The sequence below is a fragment of the Streptomyces sp. NPDC057565 genome (assembly GCF_042801455.1).
In the GTDB taxonomy this organism is placed as follows: Bacteria; Actinomycetota; Actinomycetes; order Streptomycetales; family Streptomycetaceae; genus Streptomyces; species Streptomyces yanii.
This window is the reverse complement of the sequence record NZ_JBHVFU010000002.1, coordinates 231,579-255,262: the sequence shown is the minus strand read 5'-3', so window position 1 is coordinate 255,262 and position 23,684 is coordinate 231,579. Positions and strand designations below refer to the sequence as shown.

The 23,684-nt window shown below is 69.6% G+C and carries 19 protein-coding genes and 1 pseudogene; 9 read left to right on the top strand and 11 right to left on the bottom strand.

The window, feature by feature from the left end; all coding sequences use genetic code 11:
- The first annotated feature begins 524 nt into the window (after positions 1-524).
- Together ACFU8W_RS05190 and ACFU8W_RS05185 are read left to right on the top strand one after the other, a co-directional pair.
- The gene (locus tag ACFU8W_RS05190) at positions 525-860 is read left to right on the top strand and encodes a MerR family transcriptional regulator (protein WP_384032415.1); all 336 of its coding nucleotides are present in this window, start codon (positions 525-527) and stop codon (positions 858-860) included.
- A 322-nt stretch (positions 861-1,182) separates the two neighbouring features.
- Positions 1,183-1,386 (top strand): cold-shock protein, encoded by a 204-nt coding sequence (locus tag ACFU8W_RS05185; protein ID WP_345517313.1) that lies wholly within the window; start codon positions 1,183-1,185, stop codon positions 1,384-1,386.
- Positions 1,387-1,996: 610 nt separating this feature from the next.
- Here the strand turns inward: ACFU8W_RS05185 and crcB (ACFU8W_RS05180) are convergent.
- From crcB (ACFU8W_RS05180) to ACFU8W_RS05165, 4 genes are all read right to left on the bottom strand, one after another.
- Positions 1,997-2,371 carry a fluoride efflux transporter CrcB gene (crcB, locus tag ACFU8W_RS05180; protein WP_384032413.1) on the bottom strand — a complete coding sequence of 125 codons (375 nt, stop codon included), beginning with the start codon at positions 2,369-2,371 and terminating at the stop codon, positions 1,997-1,999.
- Positions 2,368-2,733 (bottom strand): DUF190 domain-containing protein, encoded by a 366-nt coding sequence (locus ACFU8W_RS05175; RefSeq protein WP_345517315.1) that lies wholly within the window; start codon positions 2,731-2,733, stop codon positions 2,368-2,370. The genes crcB (ACFU8W_RS05180) and ACFU8W_RS05175 overlap by 4 nt, the downstream gene beginning before the upstream one ends.
- The gene (gene crcB / locus ACFU8W_RS05170) at positions 2,730-3,224 is read right to left on the bottom strand and encodes a fluoride efflux transporter CrcB (RefSeq protein WP_384032411.1); all 495 of its coding nucleotides are present in this window, start codon (positions 3,222-3,224) and stop codon (positions 2,730-2,732) included. Before crcB (ACFU8W_RS05170) ends, ACFU8W_RS05175 begins: the two co-directional genes overlap by 4 nt.
- Before the next feature lie 179 nt (positions 3,225-3,403).
- Complete coding sequence (locus ACFU8W_RS05165; protein ID WP_384032409.1) at positions 3,404-4,807, bottom strand: glycosyltransferase family 39 protein; 1,404 nt, start codon at positions 4,805-4,807, stop codon at positions 3,404-3,406.
- 373 nt (positions 4,808-5,180) lie between these two features.
- On the opposite strand from ACFU8W_RS05165, the gene ACFU8W_RS05160 reads away from it, so the two are divergent.
- On the top strand, positions 5,181-5,921 hold the full coding sequence (locus ACFU8W_RS05160; protein ID WP_345517318.1) for a polyprenol monophosphomannose synthase: 741 nt from the start codon (positions 5,181-5,183) through the stop codon (positions 5,919-5,921).
- 246 nt (positions 5,922-6,167) lie between these two features.
- Here ACFU8W_RS05160 and ACFU8W_RS05155 read toward each other — a convergent pair.
- A pseudogene (locus ACFU8W_RS05155) lies at positions 6,168-6,797 on the bottom strand (phosphoribosyltransferase); the annotation flags it as partial.
- 99 nt (positions 6,798-6,896) lie between these two features.
- On the opposite strand from ACFU8W_RS05155, the gene ACFU8W_RS05150 reads away from it, so the two are divergent.
- Positions 6,897-7,682 (top strand): HAD-IIA family hydrolase, encoded by a 786-nt coding sequence (locus ACFU8W_RS05150; RefSeq protein WP_384032407.1) that lies wholly within the window; start codon positions 6,897-6,899, stop codon positions 7,680-7,682.
- Between the two features lie 15 nt (positions 7,683-7,697).
- On the opposite strand, the gene ACFU8W_RS05145 is transcribed toward ACFU8W_RS05150, so the two are convergent.
- Positions 7,698-8,105, bottom strand: a complete 408-nt coding sequence (locus tag ACFU8W_RS05145) for a DUF6221 family protein (protein ID WP_384032405.1) — start codon at positions 8,103-8,105, stop codon at positions 7,698-7,700.
- Between the two features lie 202 nt (positions 8,106-8,307).
- Here ACFU8W_RS05145 and dacB point away from each other — a divergent pair, with 202 nt between their 5' ends.
- The 4 genes from dacB (at position 8,308) to ACFU8W_RS05125 (ending at position 14,133) form a co-directional block, all read left to right on the top strand.
- On the top strand, positions 8,308-9,921 hold the full coding sequence (gene dacB, locus ACFU8W_RS05140; protein ID WP_384032403.1) for a D-alanyl-D-alanine carboxypeptidase/D-alanyl-D-alanine-endopeptidase: 1,614 nt from the start codon (positions 8,308-8,310) through the stop codon (positions 9,919-9,921).
- A gap of 147 nt (positions 9,922-10,068) precedes the next feature.
- A complete protein-coding gene (locus ACFU8W_RS05135; protein WP_384032401.1) occupies positions 10,069-12,291 on the top strand; it encodes an MMPL family transporter in 2,223 nt (740 codons plus the stop codon).
- A gap of 5 nt (positions 12,292-12,296) precedes the next feature.
- Positions 12,297-13,478 (top strand): histidine kinase, encoded by a 1,182-nt coding sequence (locus tag ACFU8W_RS05130; RefSeq protein ID WP_384032399.1) that lies wholly within the window; start codon positions 12,297-12,299, stop codon positions 13,476-13,478.
- A 1-nt stretch (position 13,479) separates the two neighbouring features.
- On the top strand, positions 13,480-14,133 hold the full coding sequence (locus tag ACFU8W_RS05125; protein WP_384032397.1) for a response regulator: 654 nt from the start codon (positions 13,480-13,482) through the stop codon (positions 14,131-14,133).
- A 140-nt stretch (positions 14,134-14,273) separates the two neighbouring features.
- Here ACFU8W_RS05125 and ACFU8W_RS05120 read toward each other — a convergent pair whose 3' ends face one another.
- From ACFU8W_RS05120 to ACFU8W_RS05105, 4 genes are all read right to left on the bottom strand, one after another.
- A complete protein-coding gene (locus ACFU8W_RS05120; protein ID WP_384032395.1) occupies positions 14,274-14,948 on the bottom strand; it encodes a CAP domain-containing protein in 675 nt (224 codons plus the stop codon).
- 761 nt (positions 14,949-15,709) lie between these two features.
- The gene (locus ACFU8W_RS05115; protein WP_384032393.1) at positions 15,710-16,978 is read right to left on the bottom strand and encodes an ATP-binding protein; all 1,269 of its coding nucleotides are present in this window, start codon (positions 16,976-16,978) and stop codon (positions 15,710-15,712) included.
- Positions 16,979-17,199: 221 nt separating this feature from the next.
- The gene (locus ACFU8W_RS05110; protein ID WP_384032391.1) at positions 17,200-17,988 is read right to left on the bottom strand and encodes a DUF72 domain-containing protein; all 789 of its coding nucleotides are present in this window, start codon (positions 17,986-17,988) and stop codon (positions 17,200-17,202) included.
- Between the two features lie 252 nt (positions 17,989-18,240).
- Positions 18,241-19,665, bottom strand: a complete 1,425-nt coding sequence (locus ACFU8W_RS05105) for an ATP-binding protein (RefSeq protein ID WP_384032389.1) — start codon at positions 19,663-19,665, stop codon at positions 18,241-18,243.
- Positions 19,666-19,831: 166 nt separating this feature from the next.
- On the opposite strand from ACFU8W_RS05105, the gene ACFU8W_RS05100 reads away from it, so the two are divergent.
- Positions 19,832-20,572, top strand: coding sequence for a PP2C family protein-serine/threonine phosphatase (locus tag ACFU8W_RS05100; protein WP_384032387.1), 741 nt, complete (start codon positions 19,832-19,834; stop codon positions 20,570-20,572).
- Between the two features lie 154 nt (positions 20,573-20,726).
- On the opposite strand, the gene ACFU8W_RS05095 is transcribed toward ACFU8W_RS05100, so the two are convergent.
- Positions 20,727-23,678: a trypsin-like peptidase domain-containing protein gene (locus tag ACFU8W_RS05095; protein ID WP_384032385.1), complete on the bottom strand. Its 2,952-nt coding sequence runs from the start codon at positions 23,676-23,678 to the stop codon at positions 20,727-20,729.
- Positions 23,679-23,684: the final 6 nt, after the last annotated feature.

The window sequence follows — 23,684 nt, the reverse complement described above, 5'->3', positions numbered from 1 at the left end:
AGACGCTGCGCCTGCCTGGATCCGGTCAACGGGCTCGTACTGTAACCAACCCGGATGAGGGGGCCGCGGCGTGGGGAGGCGGCCGAGACATAGCGGAACATCCTGCTCCGCTGTCAGGAGTGGGCTTGCGTAAACACTCTACGTCACTGTTAACTCGAAAAAACATGGGCAAGGGACCACGAGGGGAGTCCCTTGCCCGTGAAGTCGTCGTGCGCCCGCGCGTCCGCCCGTTCGGGGCCGCAACGAGTCGTAGCCCTTCACGACGGGGGATGCGTGAAGGGCTACTCGTACATTATGACCATTGATCACGCCGTCATCAACTGACCGGCTGGTCAGTGTGTCCACCGCGCGCGCCAGGATCGCACCCATGTTCGGGTGCGACGCGTAATCTCCGCTGTCCGGTCCGGGAAATCTGTCGCGGCTACCATAGAGATGATGGCTCGCACCATGAGAGTTTCTTTTTCGGTCAACGACGTCAGAGAAACCTTCGGTCGCTTCTCGTCGCGGGCCCGGAAGAGGTGCAAGTGCCCCCAGGAACCCCTCCGCATGCTGCCGACCGGCTCGATGACGACGACTACCCCGCGTACACCATGGGCCGAGCTGCGGAGATGATCGGAGCCACGCCCGGTTTCCTCCGGGCGATCGGCGAAGCGCGCCTGATCACGCCCCTGCGGTCCGAGGGCGGCCACCGCCGCTACTCCCGCTACCAGTTGCGCATTGCCGCCCGTGCCCGCGAACTCGTCGACGGTGGCACGCCGATCGAGGCCGCCTGTCGCATCGTCATCCTGGAGGACCAGCTCGAAGAGGCCCTGCGCCTCAACGCGGAGCTGCGCCGGCCGGTGGCGGGTTCGGGGTCCTGAGGCCGGGCCCCGGCGCCGGGGCTCCGTGCCGGGCTCCATATCTGTTGTCGCAAGCACAGAATTCTATGCAATGCGCGATGAGAGTTTATGACGTTTCGGACGGAGTGTAATTACGCGCCGCGCGCGGTCGCTTGCACCGTGCTACCGTGGATGTCAGTTGCAGTTGTGGTTCCCGAAACTCCAAGTGCTCTTGTCGCCACCATCGGCTGATGGGCGCGCTTATGTATTTCCGGCATCATCATTCCGGACGGGGTAATCATTGCGGCGACGCGGGGCCGGCACAGTGCGGGTCCCCGGGCACTGCCCCAGAAGGAGATAAAACATGGCTACTGGCACCGTCAAGTGGTTCAACGCGGAAAAGGGCTTCGGCTTCATCGAGCAGGACGGTGGCGGCGCTGACGTCTTCGCCCACTACTCGAACATCGTCGCGAGTGGCTTCCGTGAGCTGCAGGAGGGCCAGAAGGTGAACTTCGACGTCACGCAGGGCCAGAAGGGCCCGCAGGCGGAGAACATCACCCCCGCGTGATCCTGCAGACGCTCCGGCGCCTGACGCGCTGAGACGCACTTGCACAGCTGGGGCCCGCACCTTCGGGTGCGGGCCCCAGCTCGTTGCTTTTTCCGGGCCCGCACCCGTGTGCCGGCCCGGTCCCCGTGACGGACACGGTTCACCATCCACCGTGTCGGACACGGCTCACTTTTCGTATCCGGGATTACCGGACAGTTCTTCGTCCACGCATTTCATCGGCCCGTTCTTGCGATTCCTGCGCCGCTTCGCTGCCGCGCGGAATTCCTCGATAAGCGCCATATCGAGAAAGGGTTCTCCTCGAACCGCTCAACTCGCACGAACGACCGCTGCTCCGGCAGCCACGGCGGAGTCCCGAGCCGTTCTGGTTCCGGCTGCCGTTCCGGTTCCGGATATCGCTGACGGCGCTCGCCGCCGCCCGAAGATCGCCGGGTCGAAGGAATCATGAAGTCCCTCACCCGCAGCGCTCGTTCGCTGATCCGCGTGTCGCCGGCCCTGTCGTGCATCGGCGGATCGCGCCGACCGCCCGTACGCGTGGCCGCTCGGCGGTGCGGGTGGCGGGGATGCGGGCGACGCCACACCCGTTGGCGTACACGGGAAGAGTGATTGCGTGTCACTGCCAGAGTGCGTCGGCGACCGCGACCCCGGTGAACACCGCGCCCAGCGCCGCCACCACGCTCGCCGCGACATTGGCCGCCGCGTAGAACTTCGCCCCGTCCTCGGCCAGCCGCAGCGTCTCGTAACCGAACGTCGAATACGTCGTCAGCGCCCCGCACAGCCCCGTACCGACGAACAGCTGCACCTGCGACGAGGCGGCACCGGCCGCCACCGCGCCGGTCAGCAGCCCCAGCAGCAGGGATCCCGCCACGTTCACCACGAACGTCCCCCACGGGAAGACCGTGTCGTGCCGGGCCTGGACCGCACGGTCGGTCAGATAGCGGAGCGGGGCGCCGATCGCAGCGCCGACGATCACGAGCAGCCAGGTCACCGGCCCTCCTCCCGGTCGCCGCGGCGGACGACTTCGCACGCGTCGAGGACGACGACGCCGTCCCCGGTCAGTTCGTCGATGAGCGGCAGGAACGCGCGGATCCGGTCCTCGGTGTCCACGATCACGACCGCCACCGGCAGCTCCTCGCTCAGCGACAGCAGTCGCTGGGTGTGGATCCGCGACGAGGCGCCGAACCCCTCGATGCCACGGAACGCACTCGCACCCGCCAGCCCGGCCCGGTGCGCCCGATGCACGATCTCCGCATAGACGGGGCGGTGGTGCCAGACGTCGGACTCCCCGACCAGAATCGTCAGGCGCAGCCCCCGCTCGGCCGCCCCGGTCGGCTCCGTCTCGCTCGTCATGGCTGCCTCCACGCCAGCACGCGTCGGGTCACCCACACCGCACTCCACACCGCGGCGAGGGCCGCCAGCAGCGTCAGCCCGAGATACGCGATGCCGGTACGGGCCCGGCCGCCGTCCACCAGCCGTTCGATGTCCGCGGCGTACGTGGAGAACGTGGTGAACCCGCCCAGCACCCCCGTGCCGAAGAACGGGCGCACCAGCCGGTGCGCCGCCCATACGTCGCTGATCAGGACCATGAACACGCCGATCACCGCGCACCCGAGGACGTTCACGACCAGCGTCGTCCAGGGGAAGCCGCCCGGCGGGGTGACCCAGATCAGCGATGCCCCGTAACGGGCGGTCGCTCCGGCGGCGCCGCCGAGGGCGATGACGCCGAGGACGGGCCACTGCCCCTTCGACTGCCGGGTGCGCTGCCCGGGTACGGGCGCGACGCGCCCGGTGCCGTCGGGACCCTCCGTCACGGGTGTCGCTCGGGGCTGCTGGGCTCCCATGGGCACATGTCTCCTACCTGCTGGGTGCCCGGACACGAGCACGTTCCACCGCAAGTAGGGACCGTTGGCGGCACTGCTGCCGCGGTTCGGGTACGGCGGGCCCCACCGCCGCGCAGCAACCGTCACCAGTCCCTGCTCGCACCAGACTATCGCCCGGCCGAGCGCTTCGCCGCCGCAGGTCAGCAGTTGCCGGGCCGCGCATACAGCGTGACCTGGCCCCCCTTGTCCTGCACCCGGCGGCATACGACGAACTCCGTCCGCAGCACGTCCCGCTTGACCGCCTCCTCCGGCAGCGCGTCCTCCGGCTGCCCCGGCGGGTCGCTGAGCGCCACGACCCGGTCGAAGCCGCGCAGGCGAGCCCGGATCCGGTCGGCCGAATCCTCGGTGCCCTCGAGGGTGTTGTCGGCGCCGGGGCTCCGCAGAAGTGCCAGATCGGTCAGGCCCCGGAAGTCGTCCGGGTAGGAGAGAGCCCATTCCCTTCGCCGTGACGGCAGGAAGAGCACGCCGGCGCCGTCCGGCGCCAGGGCCCGTGCATGGGCGGCGAGGGCGGTGACGTTGTCCTTGCGGCTGTCGGGGGTGCGCATCTGAAGCGTCACGGGGAGGAGGGCGACGGCCACACCGGCGGCCGCGATGCCGAACACCACGGCACGCGGCCGGGGCGCGGCCAGCCGGGCGGTCCGTCCGGCGGCGGCCCACAGCCGGTCCACGGCGAATCCGATGAGCAGGCCCAGGGCGAGCTGGGAGTAGAGGACGTAGCGGTCCACGTACATGGGCTCGTGGAGGGACGCGACGAGCAGCGCGGCCGTGGGCAGGATCAGCAACGGGAGGGCCAGCCGCACCAGGCGGACAGCGCGCGGCCGGCCGGTCACGCCCGCCTGCCGCGTCCCGTACACCGCGCAGAGCAGACCGAGGAGGGTGACGGCCGCGATCACGAGCCACTCCTCGGGATGCGGCCACCCGATCCAGGACACCTGTCCCGACTGCCTCAGGGAGAACAGGGTCAGGGGAGCCACCGCGGCCACGGGAAGCACGGCCGCCACCGCCCAGGACCGCAGCACCCGGCGGGGCGGACGCCACAGATACAGCGTCAGGCCGTGTGCCACCAGGGCCAGGATCGCGAACTCGTGGAGCCATCCGGCGAGGGCGAGGGTGACCCCGTACGCACTCAGGCGCCGACGCGAGGGATCGTCGACGGCGCCGACGAGCAGCCAGGTGGCGAGGGCGACCAGCGCGCACACCATGGCGTACGAGCGGCCTTCCTGCGCATACATCTGGACGACGGGGATCAGGGCGAAGGAGAGACCGGCGAGAAGTCCGGCACGCGGACCCGCCAGGCGGGTCCCGGTCGATGCCACGAGCAGGGTGGCCACGGACGTCGCGACCACCGAGGGCAGCCGGAGCAGCAGCAGCCCGTCGCCGCCCAGGGCGAACAGCCCATGCATGAAGAAGTAGTAGAGGCCGTGCACGGCGTCGGCGGTGCCGAGCAGGTGCCAGATCTCGGAGAGGCTCCGGTGCGCGACCTGGTACGTCACCGACTCGTCGCGCCACATGGTGTTCTCGCGACGAATCCCCCAGAGACCCATCGCCAGTGCCAGCAGCGCGGGCCATAACCCGTGGCGGTATGAGATGCGTTGTCCGGCGCCGCCTCCCGGATCCGGTGCGGAACGGTCCCCGGGATCTGCCGCCGCGCTCAAAGTGACCGGACTCTGCGGGTGGTTGATGGCGCGACTCCGATTCGGTGACGGAAGAGGTCCATAGAGCTCCGGGGCTCCGCTCGTCAGCGTACCCACGGCGCCGCGAAGGAGGGAGGGAAATCCGGATAATTCTGTTTCGCTCATTCAGAGGAACTCGGGGCGGGTGCTAGGCTCGCGCGGATCGGGCGCGGAAAACCGGAGAACCCCCGAGAACGTCTGAGAACGTCTGGGAACCCCCGAGAACACGAGAGAGCGCAAGGGAATGGCCGTGGAGAAGACTTCCCCGAGGATTGTGGTGGTCGTCCCCACCTACAACGAACGGACGAATCTGCCGATCCTCGTCGATCTGCTCATGGATCTGCGCCTTCCGAACCTGCACATTCTGGTGGTCGACGACAATTCGCCCGACGGTACGGGGGATGTTGCGGACCGGCTCGCGGCCGAGACCTCGGGCCTGGTCGGGGTATTGCACCGCACCGAAAAGAACGGGCTCGGGCGGGCCTACGTGGCCGGAATGACGCGTGCGCTGGCAGAGAAAGCGGAAGTTGTCATTCAGATGGATGCGGACCTCTCCCATCCGGCGTCGGTGGTTCCGGTCATGGTCGAGAAACTGTTCGCCGAGAATGCCGCCGTCGTCATTGGGTCCCGCTATGTGGAAGGCGGTTCGCTCGCCACCGAGTGGCCATGGCACCGCAAAGCGCTCTCCGTCTGGGCCAATTTCTATGTCAATGCGATTCTGCGGCTGCACGTGAAGGACGCCACCGCCGGGTTCAAGGCATGGCGGGCGGACACCCTGAAATCGATCGATCTGCCGACCGTCCGCAGCAATGGATATTCCTTTCAGGTGGAGATGAACTACCGGACGGTCAGGCGCGGATTGCGGATCGTCGAGGTCCCGATCCGGTTCGAGGAGCGGGTGAACGGCGAGTCGAAGCTCGGGCTGCGCGTGCAGATCGAGTCGGCGGTGGCGCCGTGGAAGCTGCGGTTCGGCAAGCAGGGCTGAGCAACTGCGGCAGTGCGCCGGGTCCGGACACCGGACCCGGACCCGGGGCCCCGTCCGGTCCGCCTGGCACCCGCTAAGGGCTGTCCCGTAATCCCTGGCGGAACAGCGCGCGGCGTCAGATGCGGTGCATCGCAAGGCGGAGGAGCGTCCTCATACCGGGCGTATTCGGGCGTTCCGACAACGCAGCGAGGTGCCGTAGCTGTCGTCGTGCGCCCGCCAGGGATTACGGGACAGCCCTTAATCCTTCAACAGGGCGAGAACTTCCTCGTCGGGCGTCTGGGAGAAGTCCCGGTACCACTCGCCGACGGCCGAGAAGAGCGCAGGCGTGGAGAGACAGACCACCTCGTCCACCTGCGTACGCAACCAGGCGACCGTGTCCGCGGGCGCCACCGGGACCGCCAGCACCACCCGGGCCGCGCCCTGCGCCCGTACGACCTCGCAGGCGGCCGAGGCCGTGGCGCCGGTCGCCACCCCGTCGTCGACCACGATCGCGGTACGGCCGGCCAGCTCCAACCGCGGCCGGTCGCCCCGGAACTGCCGTGCCTGCCGGGTGAGCTCCGCCTTCTCGGCACGCTCCACCGACGCGATGTCCCCGCGGCTGATCCCTCCGCGGCGCACGACGTCGTCATTGATCACCCGCACCCCGCCCTCCCCGATGGCACCGAAGGCCAGCTCACGGTGGTACGGAACACCGAGCTTGCGGACCACGATCACATCGAGAGGTGCGCCCAGTGCCGTCGCCACCGCCGCGGCGACCGGCACCCCGCCCCGGGGCAGCCCCAGAATGACGGGGCTCTCCCCCGCTTCCTCCCCCTGCAGATGCCGGAGCGCTTCGGCGAGCTGCTTGCCCGCATCCGTGCGATCGGTGAACAACACGGTGGTTCACCTCCGACCCAGGGGAGACAGAGGCACGTACGCACCTACTTCGAAGCAACCCCATTTGCGGCGCCTGCGCAAGTCGGCGACGGTCGATCCATGGAACGGATCGGAGCGGCACTGATCGACATCGACGGGGTCCTCACCATCGACTGGGAACCGCTGCCCGGCGCGGTGGCGGCCCTGGAGCGGCTGCGTACCGCCGGACTTCCGTTTGCCCTGGTCACCAATACCACCTCACGCACCCGCGCCCGGATCGCCGCGAAGCTGGCCGCGGCGGGCTTCCCCGTCGGCGAGGACGACATCCTCACCGCGCCCGCCGTCACCGCCGCGTACCTGCGCGCCCACTGCCCGGGTGCCCGGTGCGCACTGCTCAACAGCGGCGACGTGAGCGAGGACCTGACGGGCGTGACCCTCGTCGACGTGGGGGAGAGCGCCACCGCGGACGTGGTCGTCCTGGGAGGCGCGGGCGACGCGTTCGACTACGCGTCGCTCAACGCCGCGTTCCGCCACCTCCAGCACGGTGCCCGGCTGATCGCCATGCACCGCAACCTGTACTGGCGTACGGCGGAAGGTCTCGCTCTCGACACCGGGGCCTTCCTCCCGGGGCTGGAACAGGCCGCCCGGATCGAGGCGGAAATCACGGGCAAACCCGCCGAGGCGTTCTACGCCACCGCTCTGGCCCACCTCGGGGCCACCGCGTCCGCCGCGCTGATGGTGGGCGACGACATCGAGACCGACGTACTCGCGGCCCAGCGGTGCGGCATCACTGGCGTCCTCGTCAGAACAGGCAAATACCTGCCCGAGGCACACCGCTCCGCCAGTGGTACCCCGGACCACGTCCTCGACTCCATCGCCGACCTCCCGGCCCTCCTGGGCCGGTGAGCCCCGTGGCAGCCCTCAGCCGCTGTCGCGCATGCGACGCGGCAGCCACTCCCGCCGGTGGTCGGCGTGGTGGGCGTAGGGCAGCGCCAGGTCCAGCACGTCGTCGCAGGGCCGGAGCTCGCCGTCGTACCGACAGTCGTCCCGGTCGTCCCACGGCAGCTCGGGGTCGCCGCCGGCAGGACTGAACGCATGGCGGGCGAGGACACCCCGCTCGGCCTCGATCTCCCGCAGGACGCGGGCCGGGTCGTGCACGGCGATGTGCCGGGCGATGACGGGCGGGAACCCGGAGAGATCCATCCGGCAGAAGTCGACGGTGCCGCCGAGCGCGGTCCACTCGCCGCAGCCGTCACCGTCGCAGCGGCGGGCCAGGTCCGCCTCCTCGTCGAGGCGGGCGCGCAGGAACCCCACCGGATCGTTGGTCATGCGCCCATCATCTCGCCGTGACGGTACGGACACGCTCCGTGCCACGACCGTCCGGACACACCCGCTCCACCGCCTCCCGCCACCGTCCGAGGGATGTGCCCGCCGTGCCGCGCCTCTCCACCAGCCTGCGCCGCCCACGAGTCATAACCTCAGAGCGCCCCTTTCCCGGTCCCCGTGCAGCACACACACCGGCGGAGTCCGCATGTCATCAGCCGTCACCGGAAATCGACGCCGGAACCAGAGGCAACGTCGCGTCTTCACGCTCCTCGGCCTCCTGCTGGTCGCCACCGTCGCCGCGTTCGGCATGGACTGGGTGATGCCGTCGAAGGACCCGGACGAGCTCGACCCGCGCATCTCCTCGATCATGCGCAAGCCCGACTACCCGCACGCCCAGTGGGGCCTGTTCGAGCAGAACCCGGAGACCGGCGAGGTGGTGCAGTCGCGCTACGCGGACCAGTTCTTCATCCCCGGTTCCGTGGCCAAACTGTTCGGTGTCAGCGGCGTCTGGCACGCCCTCGGCAGCGACCACCGCTTCGTCACGCCGGTCCATGCCGTCGGAAAGCGCCGGGGCGCGACCCTCACCGGGGACCTGGACCTCGTCGCGCAGGGCGACCTGACCCTCGGCGGCCGTACGCGTGCGGACGGCACCGTCGCCTTCACCGCCATCGACCACACCTACGCCGACGACATCCCCGGAGCGACCCTCACCCCGCAGAACCCGCTGGCCGGCATCGACCAACTGGCCCGGCAGGTACGCGCGTCGGGGATCACCAAGGTGGACGGCGACGTGGTCGTGGACGCCCGGCTGTTCCGTCCCGACCCGGAACTCGACCCGACGCCGACGCCGTTGATCATCAACGACAATCTCATCGACCTGCTCACCATCCCCGGCGAAGGGCCGGGCGCGCCGGCCGAGTTGGACTGGCGCCCGAAGGTGGCGCCGTACCGCGTCACGTCCTCCGTCCGAACCGTCGAGGCGGGCAAGCCCGCCGACATCACGGTGACGCCCTCCGCCGACGGCACCCGCATCCGGCTCTCCGGCACCATCGCCGCCGGTTCCGCCCCGGTCCTGCGGGTGTCCGAGATCCGGGACCCGAACGCCTTCGGCCGCACCGCCTTGATCGAGGCACTGAAGCGGGCCGGGGTCGAGGTCACCGCGGCCGCGGTCGGAGCCAATCCGGCCGGTAAGCTGCCCGACTCCTACCGGGGCGCGCCCGAGGTGGCCCGGTTCACGTCCCCGCCGTTCGAGCAGTACGCCCGCCTCATCCTCAAGGTGAGTCACAACCTCGGGGCGAACCTCGGTATCTGCCTGATGGCCGTCAGTACGGGAAGCCATCAGTGCCCGGACGGATTCCCGGCACTGGCGAAGTTCCTGGACGAGGCGAAGGTGGACCGCAAGGCGGTGCAGCTGGCCGACGGCCGTGGCGGCAACCCGGCCGACCGCACCACGCCCCGCGCCGTCGCCCGGATCCTGACGTACTGGCAGGGCACTCCCGATGCGGACCGCTTCCGGGAGGCTCTGCCCACCCTGGGCGTCGACGGCAGCCTCGCGGACAACTGCCGCGACTGCCCGGCCCGGGGCAAGGTCTCCGCGAAGACAGGCACCGTCGCCGGTGGCGACCTCCTCAACGACCGGCTGGCGGTGGGCGCGGAGACGACGGCCGGGTATCTGGAGACGAGCCAGGGGCACTACGACGTGTTCTTCATCGGGGTGAACGGCGCCTCGACGCCCGACATCAGCGGGGTGCTGACCATCGCGAACGACGTGGTCGACATCGTCGCGATCCTTCAGGAGAACGCGAGCGGCAGTTCCTGAGCCGCGCACGCAGTGACGCCCCGACGGCGACGTCCTGGACGACATGGCGGGCAACGCATGGGCCCCTCGTGTCCACCGCCTGGTGGACACGAGGTTCAACCGGTCGAGGCTGCCGGGAGCACCGTCCCGCGGACCAGCATTCGAGGTATGAGAAATCGCCCAGTACGTATGGCCGTTTGGAGCGCCCGGCACCCGTGGAGCGCCATCACCGGTTGGTTGCTGTTCGTCATTCTGTGCCTCGGCGCCGGCATCGCGACGGGGAGCAACGCGGCGACCACCGCGGATTTCCGGGTCGGGGAGGCGGGGCGCGCCGAGGCAATGGCGACCGAGGGCGGCCTCCAGCGCCGGCCCACCGAGCACGTTCTGATCCGCGCACGGTCCGGCCCTCTGGACGCGGCGGCGGCCGGTTCCGCGGCCCGTGAACTCACTGTCCGGATGGATAAGTTGTCCGAGGTGGACAGCGTGGCGGCTCCGGTCCGCTCGAGGGACGGCAGCGCCCTGCGCGTGACCGTGGTCCTGAAGGGCCCCGAGCTGGACGGCAGGAAGAACGTCGTCCCGCTCCTCGAACAGACGGCAGAGGTGGCCGCGGATCACCCGGACCTGGTCGTGGAGGAGACCGGATCGCCCGCCATCAGCAAGGGCGTCAACGACCAGCGCGACGACGACCTCGCACTGTCCGAACGCATCACGCTGCCGGTCACCCTCGTCATCCTGCTGATCGTCTTCGGCTCGGTCGTCATGGCCGGCGTGCCACTGCTGCTGGCGCTCTCCTCGATCGCCGCCACCATGGGACTGGCCATGGTGGCCTCCCACGTCCTTCCCGACCCCGGGGTCGGGACCAACATGATCCTGCTCCTCGGTCTCGCGGTGGGCGTCGACTACACGCTCTTCTACCTCAAGCGCGAACGCGAGGAACGGGCCCGCGCGGGCGGGCGGCTCAGCCCCGAAGCACTGGTGGAGCTCGCGTCGGCGACGGCGGGCCGGGCCATCGTGGTCTCCGGCCTCGCGGTGATCGTCTCCACCGCGACGCTCTACCTGGCCACGGACGTCATCTTCTCCTCGCTGGCGACGGGCACGATCCTGGTCGTGGCGGTCGCCGTGGTCAGCTCCCTGACCGTGCTTCCCGCGCTGCTGGTGAAGATCGGCCACCGTACGGAACGCCGGGCCGCCAAGAAAGCCGCGCGGCGGGCGAGCCGGGGCGAGCCGGTTCGTACGGAGCAGGTGAAGCCCGAGAACGGCAAGGTGTTCGCCGCCCTGCTGCGCCCCGCGCGTCTCCATCCTGCGATCACCCTGTGCGTCTCCGTAGTGGTCATGCTCGGCATAGCGGCGCCCGCGCTGGGGCTGAAACTCATCGACCCGGGCAAGGACACCTTCTCCCGCGACATCCCCGCCATGCGGGTCCACGATCGGCTGACCGCGAAGTTCCCGGAGCTCCTCGTCAGGCACGAGGTCGTCACCCGCTCCACCCCCGACCGGGCCCCGCAGGTCGAGCAGGCCCTGGTGGAACTGGGGCGACGGGCCCAGGCGGACCCGCTGTTCGCCCGGAACGCCGAGCCCCCCAGGGTCCGGACCTCTACCGACGGCCGGATCAGCGTGCTCGAACTGGCCGTCCCGTACCCCGCACCCTCCGGCCGGGCGATCGAGTCGCTCAAGCACCTGCGCGAGGTGTACCTGCCCGCCACGGTGGGCGGTGTGCCCGGCGCGGAGACCGCGGTGAGCGGTGATGTGGCCCGCGGCCAGGACTACGTGAAACACGAGAACAGCAAGCTGCCGCTGGTCATCGGCTTCCTTCTGCTGCTGACGTTCGTGATGACCGTGGTGGCCTTCCGGTCGGTGACGATCGCTCTGATCGGCGTTTTCCTCAACCTGCTGTCCGCCGCGGCCGCGCTCGGGGCCCTGGTCATGGTCTTTCAGGGGACCTGGGCGGAGAACCTCCTCGACTTCGACTCCCTCGGTGCGATCGCCTCGCGGGTGCCGCTCTTCCTCTTCGTGATCCTCTTCGGACTGTCGATGGACTACCAGGTGTTCGTGGTCAGCCGGATCAAGGAGGCCAGGGAGAACGGGATGCCGGCCCGTACGGCGGTACTGGACGGCATCGCCCGGTCGGCCAAGGTGGTGACCAGCGCGGCGATAGTGATGGTCACGGTGTTCGCGGCCTTCGTCTTCCTGCACCTCACCGAGATGAAGCAGATGGGCTTCTGCCTGGCAGTGGCCGTCCTGCTGGACGCCATCATCATCAGGATGATGATCCTGCCGTCGATCCTGACGCTTCTCGGTGAACGAGCCTGGTGGCCCCTGCGCCCCAGGCCGGGGACCGGGACCGCGGACTCCGAGGCCCCCGCCACCCTCCCGCTCCAGAACATAGTCTGACGGTCATGCTTCAACGGCCGCAGCGCGGCGACCCGTTCTGGATATGGGCGCTCCATGGGTGGGAGGGTCTGTCCTGGGCGCTCATCGCCCTCGTCACCTTGATCACCGTCCTGGGCGACGCCCCCACGAGGACGACGTACGGGATGCCCGCGCTGGTGGTCGTCCTCGCCCTCTGCTACGCGCTCGTGCGCGGCCGCCCCGACAACCCCGTACTGCGCCCGTACGGTTATCTGTGCGTCCTGGTGGTCGCACTGGGCGGCCTCTCCTACCTCGGCGACGGCCTTGGGGTGTTCTACACCGTGACGCTCGCGCAGTTCGTCGTCTTCGTGGACAGTCTCAGGTCCGCAGTCGTCTACACCGGCCTCGGCGCCGTGGCGATCACGGTCGGCGGAACCCTGCGGGAAGGGTGGCGCACCGATGTTCTCACCACCAACGCCATCTCCTCGCTCGCCGTGTACGCGGTGGGCATCCTGATCGCGGTCCTGACGCCACGGGCCCTGGCACTGCGGGATGAACGGGCAGCACTCAGGGCGGAATTGAAGACCGCTCAGCTGAAGCTTGCCGAGGTGTACCAGCAACAGGGCGCCGCGGAGGAGCGCGAGCGCCTCGCCCGGGAGATCCACGACACCCTCGCCCAGGGCTTCGCCTCCATCATTGTGCTCGCCGAGGCGGCCCGGTCCGGGCTCGCCGTGGACATCGACCGGAGCGCCCAGCAGCTGCAGTCCATCGAGCAGACCGCCCGGGAGAACCTCGCCGAGGCCCGCGTCCTCGTCGGCGCGGCCCCCCGCAGCGGTATCGCCGACGGATCGGTCGCCGCGACGCTCCGCCGCACCTTGGACCGGTTCACCGAGGACACCGGGCTCATCGTCACGGCGGAACTGTCCGACATCGAGTGCGACCAACCGACTCGGGTCGCACTGCTGCGGTGCACCCAGGAGTCCTTGGCCAACATCCGCAAGCACGCGGCCGCCTCCACGGTGGGCGTCGTCCTGGCGCGGCACCCCGCCGGAGTCGAGCTGGAGATCACCGACGACGGACGTGGATTCCTGGTCGAGGAGTCCCACGGCTTCGGGCTGGACGGAATGCGCAAGCGCCTCGCCGAATTCGGCGGCGATCTCACCGTTACCAGTTCGCTCGGTGACGGAACCCGAATCCTCGCGATGATTCCCATGAATGGTCAGGTGTGAGATGACGACTGCGACAACGCCGGAAATCCCCCTGCGCATCATCCTGGCCGACGACCATACGGTGATGCGCGCCGGACTTGCCGCGCTGCTGGCCTCCGAGCCCACCATCGACATCGTCGGCGAGGCCGGAGACGGCCGCGAGGCCGTGCGGCTCGTCGAGCGGCTCGGCCCGGATGTGGCACTGCTCGACCTGCGGATGCCCGTCCTCGACGGGGTGGGCGCCACCGCCGAGATCGTCGGCGGCTCCGCGCGGACCCGGGTACTCATCCTGACCACGTACGACACCGATGCGGACATCGAGCGTGGCGTCGAGGCGGGGGCGACCGGCTATCTGCTCAAGGACGCCACGCGCGAACAACTCGTCGACGCCATCCACGCGGCATCCCGGGGCGAGACCGTACTCGCCCCGCGCGTCGCGCAACGCCTCGTGGCCAGGATGCGGCAGCCCGTGCCCGTAGCACTCACTGCACGCGAGTCCGAGGTGCTCAACGCGGTCGCCGACGGACTGTCCAACGCGGAGATCGGCCGGCGGCTGTTCATCGGAGAGGCCACGGTGAAGACCCATCTCCTGCGCATATTCGCGAAACTCGACGTCAGCGACCGCACGCGCGCGGTGGTCGTGGCGATGGACAGCGGGCTGCTCCAGCGGCGTTAGCCGGCGTGGATGCCCCGGACGACGCGCGGACACCCCGTCCGGCAGGAACAGCAGCTTGGCCGCTCCGTCCCACCTGCGGGTGCGCACCGCCCCCACGGACGTGAGATCCGGGGCACGGCGTGGCCGGATTTCCTGGTCGGCTATCGGGCCGTTCCGAAATCCTGCGTCCAGTAGTGGCCGGGCTGCGCGAGTCCGATGCCGATTTCCTTGTACGTGCAGTCGAGGATGTTGCGCTTGTGGCCCGGGCTGGTCATCCAGGCGTTCATCACCGACTCGGGGGTGGAGTAGCCGTAGGCGACGTTCTCGCCGTAGGCACTCCACTTGTAACCGGCTCGCGTGATCCGGTCGCCGGGCGACGATCCGTCGGAGCCCGTGTGGGACATGTTCCGGTGGTCGGCCATGTCCTTGCTGTGGTCCTGCGCGGCCTTGGTCAGCTTGGCATTGACGGTGAGGGGAGAGCATCCGACCTTGCCGCGCTCGCTGTTGACGAGCGCCAGCACGCGGGCCGTGTCCGCGGATGCGGGGGTGGCGGTCGGGGCAGGTGCCGCCGGTGTGCTCGCAGACGCCGCAGGGCTCGTGGGCGCACTCGCAGTCGGCTTCTGCCCCCGGGGGCCAGGCGTCCAGTGGTGCGCGGAGCTCGGGGCCTTCCAGTGGTGCGCGGAGCTCACGGTCGTCCAGTGGGCGGAGGGCCGGCTGCCTGTGTCCTCCGGAGAGCTCAGACAGGCCATGGCCGCAGAGGGGATACCCACGGCTCCCGCTGCGACGACAGCGATGGCTATCGGCCGGTAGTACGTCTTCCTGCGGTGCTTCCTCATGCGTGACCTCGCTCGGTAATCGCGGAGAGCCCCCGGTAGGGCAGGCTCGGCGCAGTCCTGGGCTTGAGCTGTGGAGATGCTGTGCGGCCGTCATTCTTGGAACTGCCGCGAGGCGGGGCAACACGCCCAATTACTATCGAGCTTCGTAGGGGCGTCCGGCCCTTGCCACGGTCGTCCGGCCGTGCTTGTCCCGCTCCCGGGGCCGTGAGAAGTCCTGTTGCGTCGTCAGGGTTCCCTGCACGCCGAATGAGCGGGCGAGGCCACCCGGTCGTTCGGATTTCGGCCCACCCTGTGGGGGGCATGTGACGCCAAGTCGGACATATCTCATTAAGTCGGCGCCGTGATGTCTACTATTCGGAGACCCTATTGCCGCACATCGATGTGGCAGATGTCACCGGCGAATGAATGCGCCATCTCTTTGCATTTCACCCTGCGCAACTTTGCCGTTCATAAGGGCACACGGAATGGAAAGGTGTCCGAAAGGCAATAAAGAAGATCACCTGGGTCGGGCGGGCAAAAAGGGATCACCTCGGCTGCGGCCAAGGGCTGTTCCGCCAGGGATTACGGGACAGCCCTTAGGTATACCTCCACGGACACCGGGGCGCACCCGTCCCGCGGCCGGGCTCGCCGAGCACGGGGTGTTCTCCTGCGGCACCCGGTTTCGTACGCCTCCCGCGATCATCCGGAAGCCCCTGCCCGAGCCGTTCGGAGAGCGTGCCCAGCCGTGGGCCCGCCAGGAGGATCACCGCCGGCGCGGGCCTTCAGGTGCGGCCGTAGCGGATGGTGTGGTCGGCGAACTCCAGGGCCATGTCGGTGGTGACGGTGGGACGTGTGCGTCTGATCGTGTGGAGAAAGTCCTCGGTGGTGGGCTGGGCCCTCTCTCCGGTGTCGAGGGTGCGTTCGAAGACGGCCTGGGCGACCGTGCGGGCGGCCTGCTTGATGTCGGCGGGGGTGAATCCCTCGCTGGCCTCGGCCAGCACGGCCGTGTCGGCTTCGGCTCCGGTCTTGGCGATATAGCTGGTCCACAGGGCCTTACGGGCCTCGTGGTCGGGCGGCCCGACGGGCAGGACGTAATCGAATCGGCCATGGCGCAGGAAGGCCGGATCCAGGGCGGCGACCGTATTGGTGGCGCAGATGAGGAGTCTGCCGTCGCGGTCGCGGAACCGCACGATCGATTTGAGGAGCTCATTGACCACGCCGACGGACGGGGGGTCGGCGAGGTTGCGGGTGCCGGCGACTTCCTCCACCTCGTCGATGAAGACCAGCGCGTGGTCGAGTTGTGCGATCTCCTCGAAGCGGCGGCTGAGTCCGTTCGCGAGCCCGCCCTCCAGCGCGAGCCGGGAGGGGAAGAGCTCGACGAACGGCCAGCCGAGCCGACTTGCCACAGCCTTGGCGAACGTGCTCTTGCCCGTACCCGGGGGCCCGAACAGCACGACGGCCTGGGGTGGTTCGACGCCGTGCGCGTCAGCAAGTTCCGGGTTGGCCAGGGGAAGCACCAGTCGACGTTCGACGAGCCGTTTCTCGTCCGCCATGCCCGAGAGCTTCTCCCAGAGCCCGGCAGCGGGCACCTTCGCCCCGAGCGAGGACAGGATCGCGGAGTCCTGGGCGGTCACCGACTGCACCTTCTCGAAGTACGTCAGCCCCCGATGCTGTCGGAACCCGGAATGGCCCAGCGCAGCGGCGCCCGTCTCCTCCTCGGGCAGAACCGCGGCGACGATCTTGGCTCCGGCACTCTGCAGGCGCTGCTCCAGTGCGGAGAGCAGCGCCGTGCCCAGCCCCAGGTTCCGCCAGGCCGGGTGCAGGGCGATACGCAGCACCCAGGCCCGGTCGCCGTCCACCCGCCCCACCGCCGCGCCCACGAGATGTCCGTCCGCTACCGCGACGACACCGGGATTCTGCGCCTGCACCGCGGCGACGACCTCGGACAGGCGGAACACCGCGGGCTCGTCGGTCGTGGCGCTCTCAGCGTCGAGCCGCACCACCGATTCGAGATCGTCCGGCGTGAAGTCCCGCACGTGCCACACCGCCATGGCCCAGCCTTCGGACGTCGCTCCTTGAACTTCCATCATCAGCCAGGTCCCGCACGGTCGCCAATCAACGGCATGCGGTCGCACCGGGGCGCCGGGCGAAGGTCCCACCGGTGCGGGCCGCCTCATCGTGACGGGCGAGGTGCATGCTGCTTCAAGCCGCGCCCCGCGTACGGGAATTCGCGACCCGCATCCGGAACCACCGGAGCCCGGCGGGAAAACCCTCAGGACGTGGACTGCTCCGGCAGGGCCCCGGGAGGCGTGCGGCTCACCGTCCGGCCCAACGCGGCCGCTGCGCGGGCGAATTTCACGGCGTCCACGACGGCCGCACCACCCAGGTCGTTGTTGAAGTACACATACACATCGTCCTCGTCGGGCCAGGCGTCGACGATGCGACGGGCCCAGGACGTCAACGCCTGGCGACCGTAGCGCGGCGGCGGCTCCGCGATGCCGCCGTGAAACCGTACGTACCCCCATGGCGCGGTACGCCACAGCGGCGTCACCGGGCGGGACCCACGATCTGCCCAGCACAGCGCGCTGCCATACCGCTCCAGCACCGCTCTGAGCTCCCGCTCCGCCTCCCACCACGAGGTGTGCCGCAGTTCGACGGCCACCCGAACCCGGTCGGGAAAGCAGCTCAGGCAGGCGTCCAGAGCCCCGATGTCCTCACGGAAGTTCGAAGGCAACTGGAGCAGTACGGGTCCCAGGCGGTCGCCGAGGCCCTCGGCGTGATCCATGAGCCGGAGCACCGGCTCCTCGGGATCGTGCAGTCGCTTCAGATGGGTCAGGTAGCGGCTGGCCTTGACCGCCATGACGAACCCCTCCGGCGTCCGCTCCCGCCAGGAGGCGAAGATCTCCGCCGTGGGAAGCCGGTAGAAGGCGTTGTTGTTCTCCACGGTGGCGAAGTGCCGGGCGTACTCCTCCAGCCACAGCCGCTGCGGGTGCCCGGGGGGATAGAGGACGCCGCGCCAGTCCTTGTACTGCCACCCTGAGGTTCCGACGAGCATGGGCATGGTCCGATCCCTGCCCCTGAGGCCGAGGGCCGTAACGCCTCACCCGGCGAGTGCGCCGTGGTGGAGGCACGGGCGGGCAGGGCCGGCGTCAGCGGCGCGGCGTATCCGGCAGTGCGTCTCCGGTTCTGCGGGGCGATCTCGTCGTGCATTGCTCCGGACGGTCCGAGGACGCTCCTGGCGGCAGCTGTGCACCGTCCTGAGTGGCGCGTAGGGGCACGGGCGGCGCGAAGGGTGCGGGTCGCACGCCGTCGCTCATCGGTGCGTGCGCCACGCGGCGAGCAGTTCTTCGGGGCCGTAGACGGCCTGCAGCCCCGAACAGCTGACTCCGCAGCGCGAGACCGCGACGAGCGGCACAGGAGCATCGGTTACGGCTGCCCGGTGTCTGTGCAGGGCGGCGAGATCGTGCCCGTCGAACGGCGAGGTCTCCAGCCATTTGATCGAGCCGAGGAACAGCAGCCGTTTGGCGACGGGCCGCCGGTCGGCACCCACCAGGTCGATCTCGACGTCGTTGCTGCGCGTCCAGTAGCCGCCGATGGCCGGTGCGGCGGGCAGCCGGTCATCGGGCAGGGCGCGTGCGAGCGACTCGCGGATCAGCGGCTCGACCGCGCGCCCGCGCCAGGTGGTCCAGTGGTCCCTGATCCGGGCGAGCGTGAGGTCCCCGCGCAGGCGCTCGATCTCCGCCATGTGGGGTTCGACGAAGGCCAGCCAGAACCGCATGTAGGGGTCCGCCACCCGATAGCGGCGTTCCTTGGACGGGCGCAGGGAGAGCGGGAGCTCGGCAGCCACCACACGCTTGTCGATGAGCAGTTCCGCGGCCCGGCTGAGGGTGCTGTGCGCGATGCCTCCGGCGGCCCGCGCGATGTTGCTGAAGGTCCGCTCCCCCGTACCGATGGCGCGCAGGACTTCCCGGCCCATCGCCTGGGGCGGGAACTCCGCGGCCAGTGAGCGTTCCGCGGAGACCAGGAGGGCGGAGGTCGGGTTCTCCAGCGAGGTGGTCAGGAACTCCCACATGGAGGCCCCCGGGCGCCACTCCCGGCAGAGCAGCGGGAGTCCGCCGGTGATCAGCGTGGCGTCGAAGGCGGTGGCGGCGTCCAGGTCGAGCATCTCGGCGATGTCGGCCGGGGTGAGCGGCCCCAGCACCATGTCGCGTCCGCGCTGATGGAAGGGGCGGTCGTAGCTGCTGAGCGCCTCCATCATCGACAGATCGGAACCGATCAGGAGCAGGAACACCGGCTTGCGGCTGAGCAGGCGGTCCCAGGTTCGCTGCAGCATGCCTTCGAAGGCGTCGACGCGGTCCATGAGGTACGGAACCTCGTCGATGACGATCACGCTCGGAGTGTCCTCGGGCAGGATCTCCGCAAGCAGTCTGAAGGCCGCGTTCCACTGGGTCGGTGCTTCTTCGGAGTACAGGCCGCGCTCCGGCAGGGTGGAGGTCGCCACCGCATCGGCGAGCTCGGCGAGCTCGTCCGCGGCCGACCCGCCGGCCGCGGTGAAGAACAGATACGGCACCGCGGCACGCTGCAGGAACTCTTCGACCAGGCTGGACTTCCCGACCCGTCGCCGACCGCGCAGAAGCGTGCATTGTCCAGGCTTCGCGGACCCTGCGGCAGCCCGGACCTCGTCGAGCGTCCGCTCCAGAATGCGCAGCTCCTGGGCCCGGCCGATGAAGCGGTGCACGGCGGTCCCTCCTGACCATCCAGTCGAAGAGATAGTATCGCGGAAGATACTATCTCGTCCGCTAGTAAGTCTGGCGCCGCGAAGGCGTGGTCCGGGCGTCCGCGTGCCCACGGCGCCACAATGGAGGTGCGGGACGCGCCTGCCGTTGCGGAGAGCGGGGCCTTCGATGCCGTACATAGCCGTCACTGCATTGAGCCACACCGGGCTCATTCGCGATCACAACGAGGACAGCCTCGTTGTCGGACCGTGGACGCTGTGCGGCACCGTGACCGAGAATCCGCAGACGCTGTTGTTCCCTCTCGGCACCCCGCTCGTCGTCGCGGTCGCCGACGGGATCGGCGGGCAGCCCGCCGGCGAAGTGGCCAGTGCACTGGTCGTCCGCCAACTCGCTTCGTTCGGTCCTTCATTGGACAGCGAGGAAGCCGTTCGTGACGCTCTGAACGCCTGCAATGATGCGGTGTACGCAGCCGCCGACGGCAATCCGGAACTGGTCGCCATGGGGACCACGGTCGCGGGCGCCGTCGTGCTGGCGGAGTCGCTGCTCGCCTTCAACGTCGGCGACAGCAGGGTGCTCGACGCGACCGGGGACGGACTCCGCCAGGTGAGCGTGGACGACAGCCCGCCGTTGGCGCCGGGCCGGCGCACCACATCACTTGTCACACAGGCGCTCGGCGGCGCCCGCCGGTTCAGCGCCATCACGCCCCACGTGACGACGGCGCCGCTGTCCACAGGTGATCGCTACCTGGTCTGCACCGACGGGCTGACCGACCCGGTGACGGAGGACGCACTCGACAGTCTGCTGCGCGTGCACAACGACGGCAGGGCCGCTTTCGAGCTGTGGAAGGCCGCCATCGAGGCGGGAGGCCCCGACAACATCACGCTCGCGATGGTACGCATCGGTGAGTAGTGGCGAGCGGGCTGTTGCGGAGCGGGCGACGAGAGGTGAACGCGTCCCCCGCTCCGAGCTCGGGAATCAATGACACCCGCAGCGATCGGGAGCAAGAACCTGAGCACGGCGCTCACGGCACCCGTCACCACCAGGGCACCCGGGTGGCCGAGCGTCAGGCTTCGCCGCGCAACCGCCCTGCCTCCTCGATGAGCCAGGCCGGACGGACCATCTCGACATTGCCTCCGACGCCGTCGGCGGCCCGGGCCAGCGCGGCGGCGGCCGCCTGCGGATCGGGCACCGCCCGGGCGCGGGCCGCCTCGGCGAGCGCCTCCGCCGCGGCGGCTTCCGTGGCCCCGGCGAGCTGCAGGGAGGCGGCTGCTCGCTCGGCTGTCTCGGCGGCCTGTCCGTACCCGCCGTCGGTCCAGTGGGCCCATGCCATGTTGTAGAGGCAGACACCCTCGGTGCGCGGATTCTCCATCGCCGACGCCGCTTGGAGCGCAGCCTCCAGCGATGCCAGAGCTTCCGCCACCCGCCCCGTCGCGAGCATGGCCACGCCCTTGGCGTTCAGCGCGTAGTCCGTGGCTTCCTGGATGCCCGCGTCCTGGTAGGCGCGCACGGCCCTGTCACCCGCTGCGATGGTCTCCTCCCAGCGGCCCATGGTCAGCAGGGCGGTGAAGCGGGCGTTCCATGAACGGGCCTCGGTAAGCAGGTCCCCCGACGTATGGGCGAGTTCGTGCAGCCGGTCGGCACCGGCAAGGGCCGCCGCCCCGTCGCCCAGGGTGCTGTGGGCGAGGCTGAGGCTCAGGATGGCATGCACCTCGGCTTCGGCGTCGTTGTTCTCATGCGCCAGATCGCCGGCCCGGGCCAGCGGGCCGATGGCGGCGTCGAGGCGGCCCAGCTGACGGTAGGCATCGCCCAGGCCGAACATGGCGTTCTGCATTGCATGGCGGTCATCGAGGCGCTCGGCCAGGTCGGCCGCCTCGGTGAAGAGTTCCGTCGCGTGTGCCAACGGGCCGCCGCCCAACCGGACGTGCCCGAAGCTGATGAGATGGGCGAGACGCGCTTGGTCGTCGGTCAACTGTTCCTCCAGTGTCAGGTGCATCGAGTTCGCCGCAAGCACCGAGCCGTGCCAGACCATCCATTCGCTGATGGTGGCGAGGACCAGTGCGGCCCCGTTCATGTCCCCGGCGCGCACCCGGTGGTCGAATTCGCGTCGGTACGGCTGTATGTCGTCCAGACCGCGCCAGTCCTCGCGGGGCGGGGCGATACTCGCGTACCAGTCGGCCGCCCGCCGCTCCATGGACTGCCGTCCCAGCGCGCCGTCCCGTGGCATGGCGCCGTGCGCGAGGTCGGCGTCCATCGGGTGCAGGGCCAAGGTGCGGCTGGCCCGGTCCACCGACAGCATGCGCATCCGGAGCAGGTGGGACAGGACCGGCATGACGTCGAGGCCGGGATCGAGACCGCCCACGATCCACTCGATCGCCTCCCGTGGCACGGGCGTGCGCAGCACCGCGAGGACGTTCAACACCGTGCGGCTTTCAGGGCCGAGCCGCTGGTACCGGTCCTCGGCGAGGCCGGCGACCACGTCGCCGCGCAGGGTGAAGTCCACCAGCACGTCCTGCAGCGTCGGCAGTGTCAGCGTGTCGTCGGCCACGGCGCCCACCAACAGCTCCAGCGCGCGCGGAACCCCGTGGACATGGACCGCCGCCTGCAGCAGCTGATCGTCGGACAGTTGCGCCACGCCGAGGCTGCCGTCGTGGTCGAGTTCGCGCAGCAGCGCGACGGACTCGGTGGGCGGCAACCCGTCGGACAGCTCGACCTCCGCGGCGAAACGGCGCAACTCGGGTGCGAGCCGCAACGGAATCTGCGACGTGACCAGCAGCCGTGGCGTGGACCGTGCCCGGAAGAGGCAGTCGAGGAAGATCGCGAGTTCGTCGTCGTCGAGTCGGCCGTCGTCCTGAAGCCGGTCCTCGAGATTGTCGATCAGGATGATGAAGAGCTGGTCCCCCATCGCGGCGAACAGCTCACTGATCTTGTCCTGTACAGGGCGGTTCGTGGCCCAGATGCCCAGCAGACGCGTCTCGCGATCGGAGCCGAGCGCGCGGGCGCAGTCGAGGTAAAGGCGTTCCAGGGAGACACCGGACGTGCGGGTGCTCAGATGGACGAGTCCGGACGGAAGCGGCGCCTGGGCGTGGCCCGGCCACTCGCCCTGCTCCAGCATCGCCATGACCTTGGCGGCGACCGCACTCTTGCCCATGCCCCGTCGGCCCGTGACGGTCACCATACGGATGGCCGGATCCGTGAGGTGACGGCCGATCATCTCGCGTACCTCGGCACGGTCCTTGAACAACTCGAGCCCATGTGTGACGGGCAGCCCGATGACCTTCGCGCCCGCCTGCGGCGGCGGAGAGCCCGAAGCGGGCGGCTCGGCACCCACGTCAGGCAGCGCCTGCGGGTCGTCGATCACCAACAGCTCGGACAGCTCACTCCGATGTGGCTCACCGACCCGGCGCAGGGTGTGGTCGATGCGGGCTGCTGCCAGCCGGCCCATCCCTTCCCACCGGTGGTGTTCGGCGACCACCCCGACTATGTGGCTCCCGGCCCATACGGCGGCGCCTGACATCCCCGACCAGGGCGACACCTGGGGGTCGGGGTCGGCAGCCGCCACCGGAACGGTGATCTCCAAGGTGCCGGTCCTCAGGTTGGACAGTGCCGCGACGGTTCCGTCCGCCTGGTGCAGTTCCCGGAACTGCCTCCCATCGGGGCTGCGTCGACGCTTCCACAGCGGGAATCCCGCTGCATGCACACCGATGACGGCATGACGGTCGTCGCCGATACGCCCGAACCGTGCGGGTGTCACGGGAGTGGCACCCGGCTGGGGCGCGAAGGTCAGCACAGCCACATCGGTGCCGGTGTCCGACCAGGCCACCACCGCGGCTGCGGCCCACTGCCCCGGTCGGTCGGCGTCGAAACGCACCTGTACGTCTGCGGCCTCGGCCACCACATGGAACGCGGTCAGCACTGCCGTGTCGCCGACCCGGTACCCCGACCCGCGCCGTCCGCCGCCGGCGGTGGTGGTGACGATGACCTCCGCGATGCGGTGAGGGTCCAGTCCGTCGCTCACGGCCGC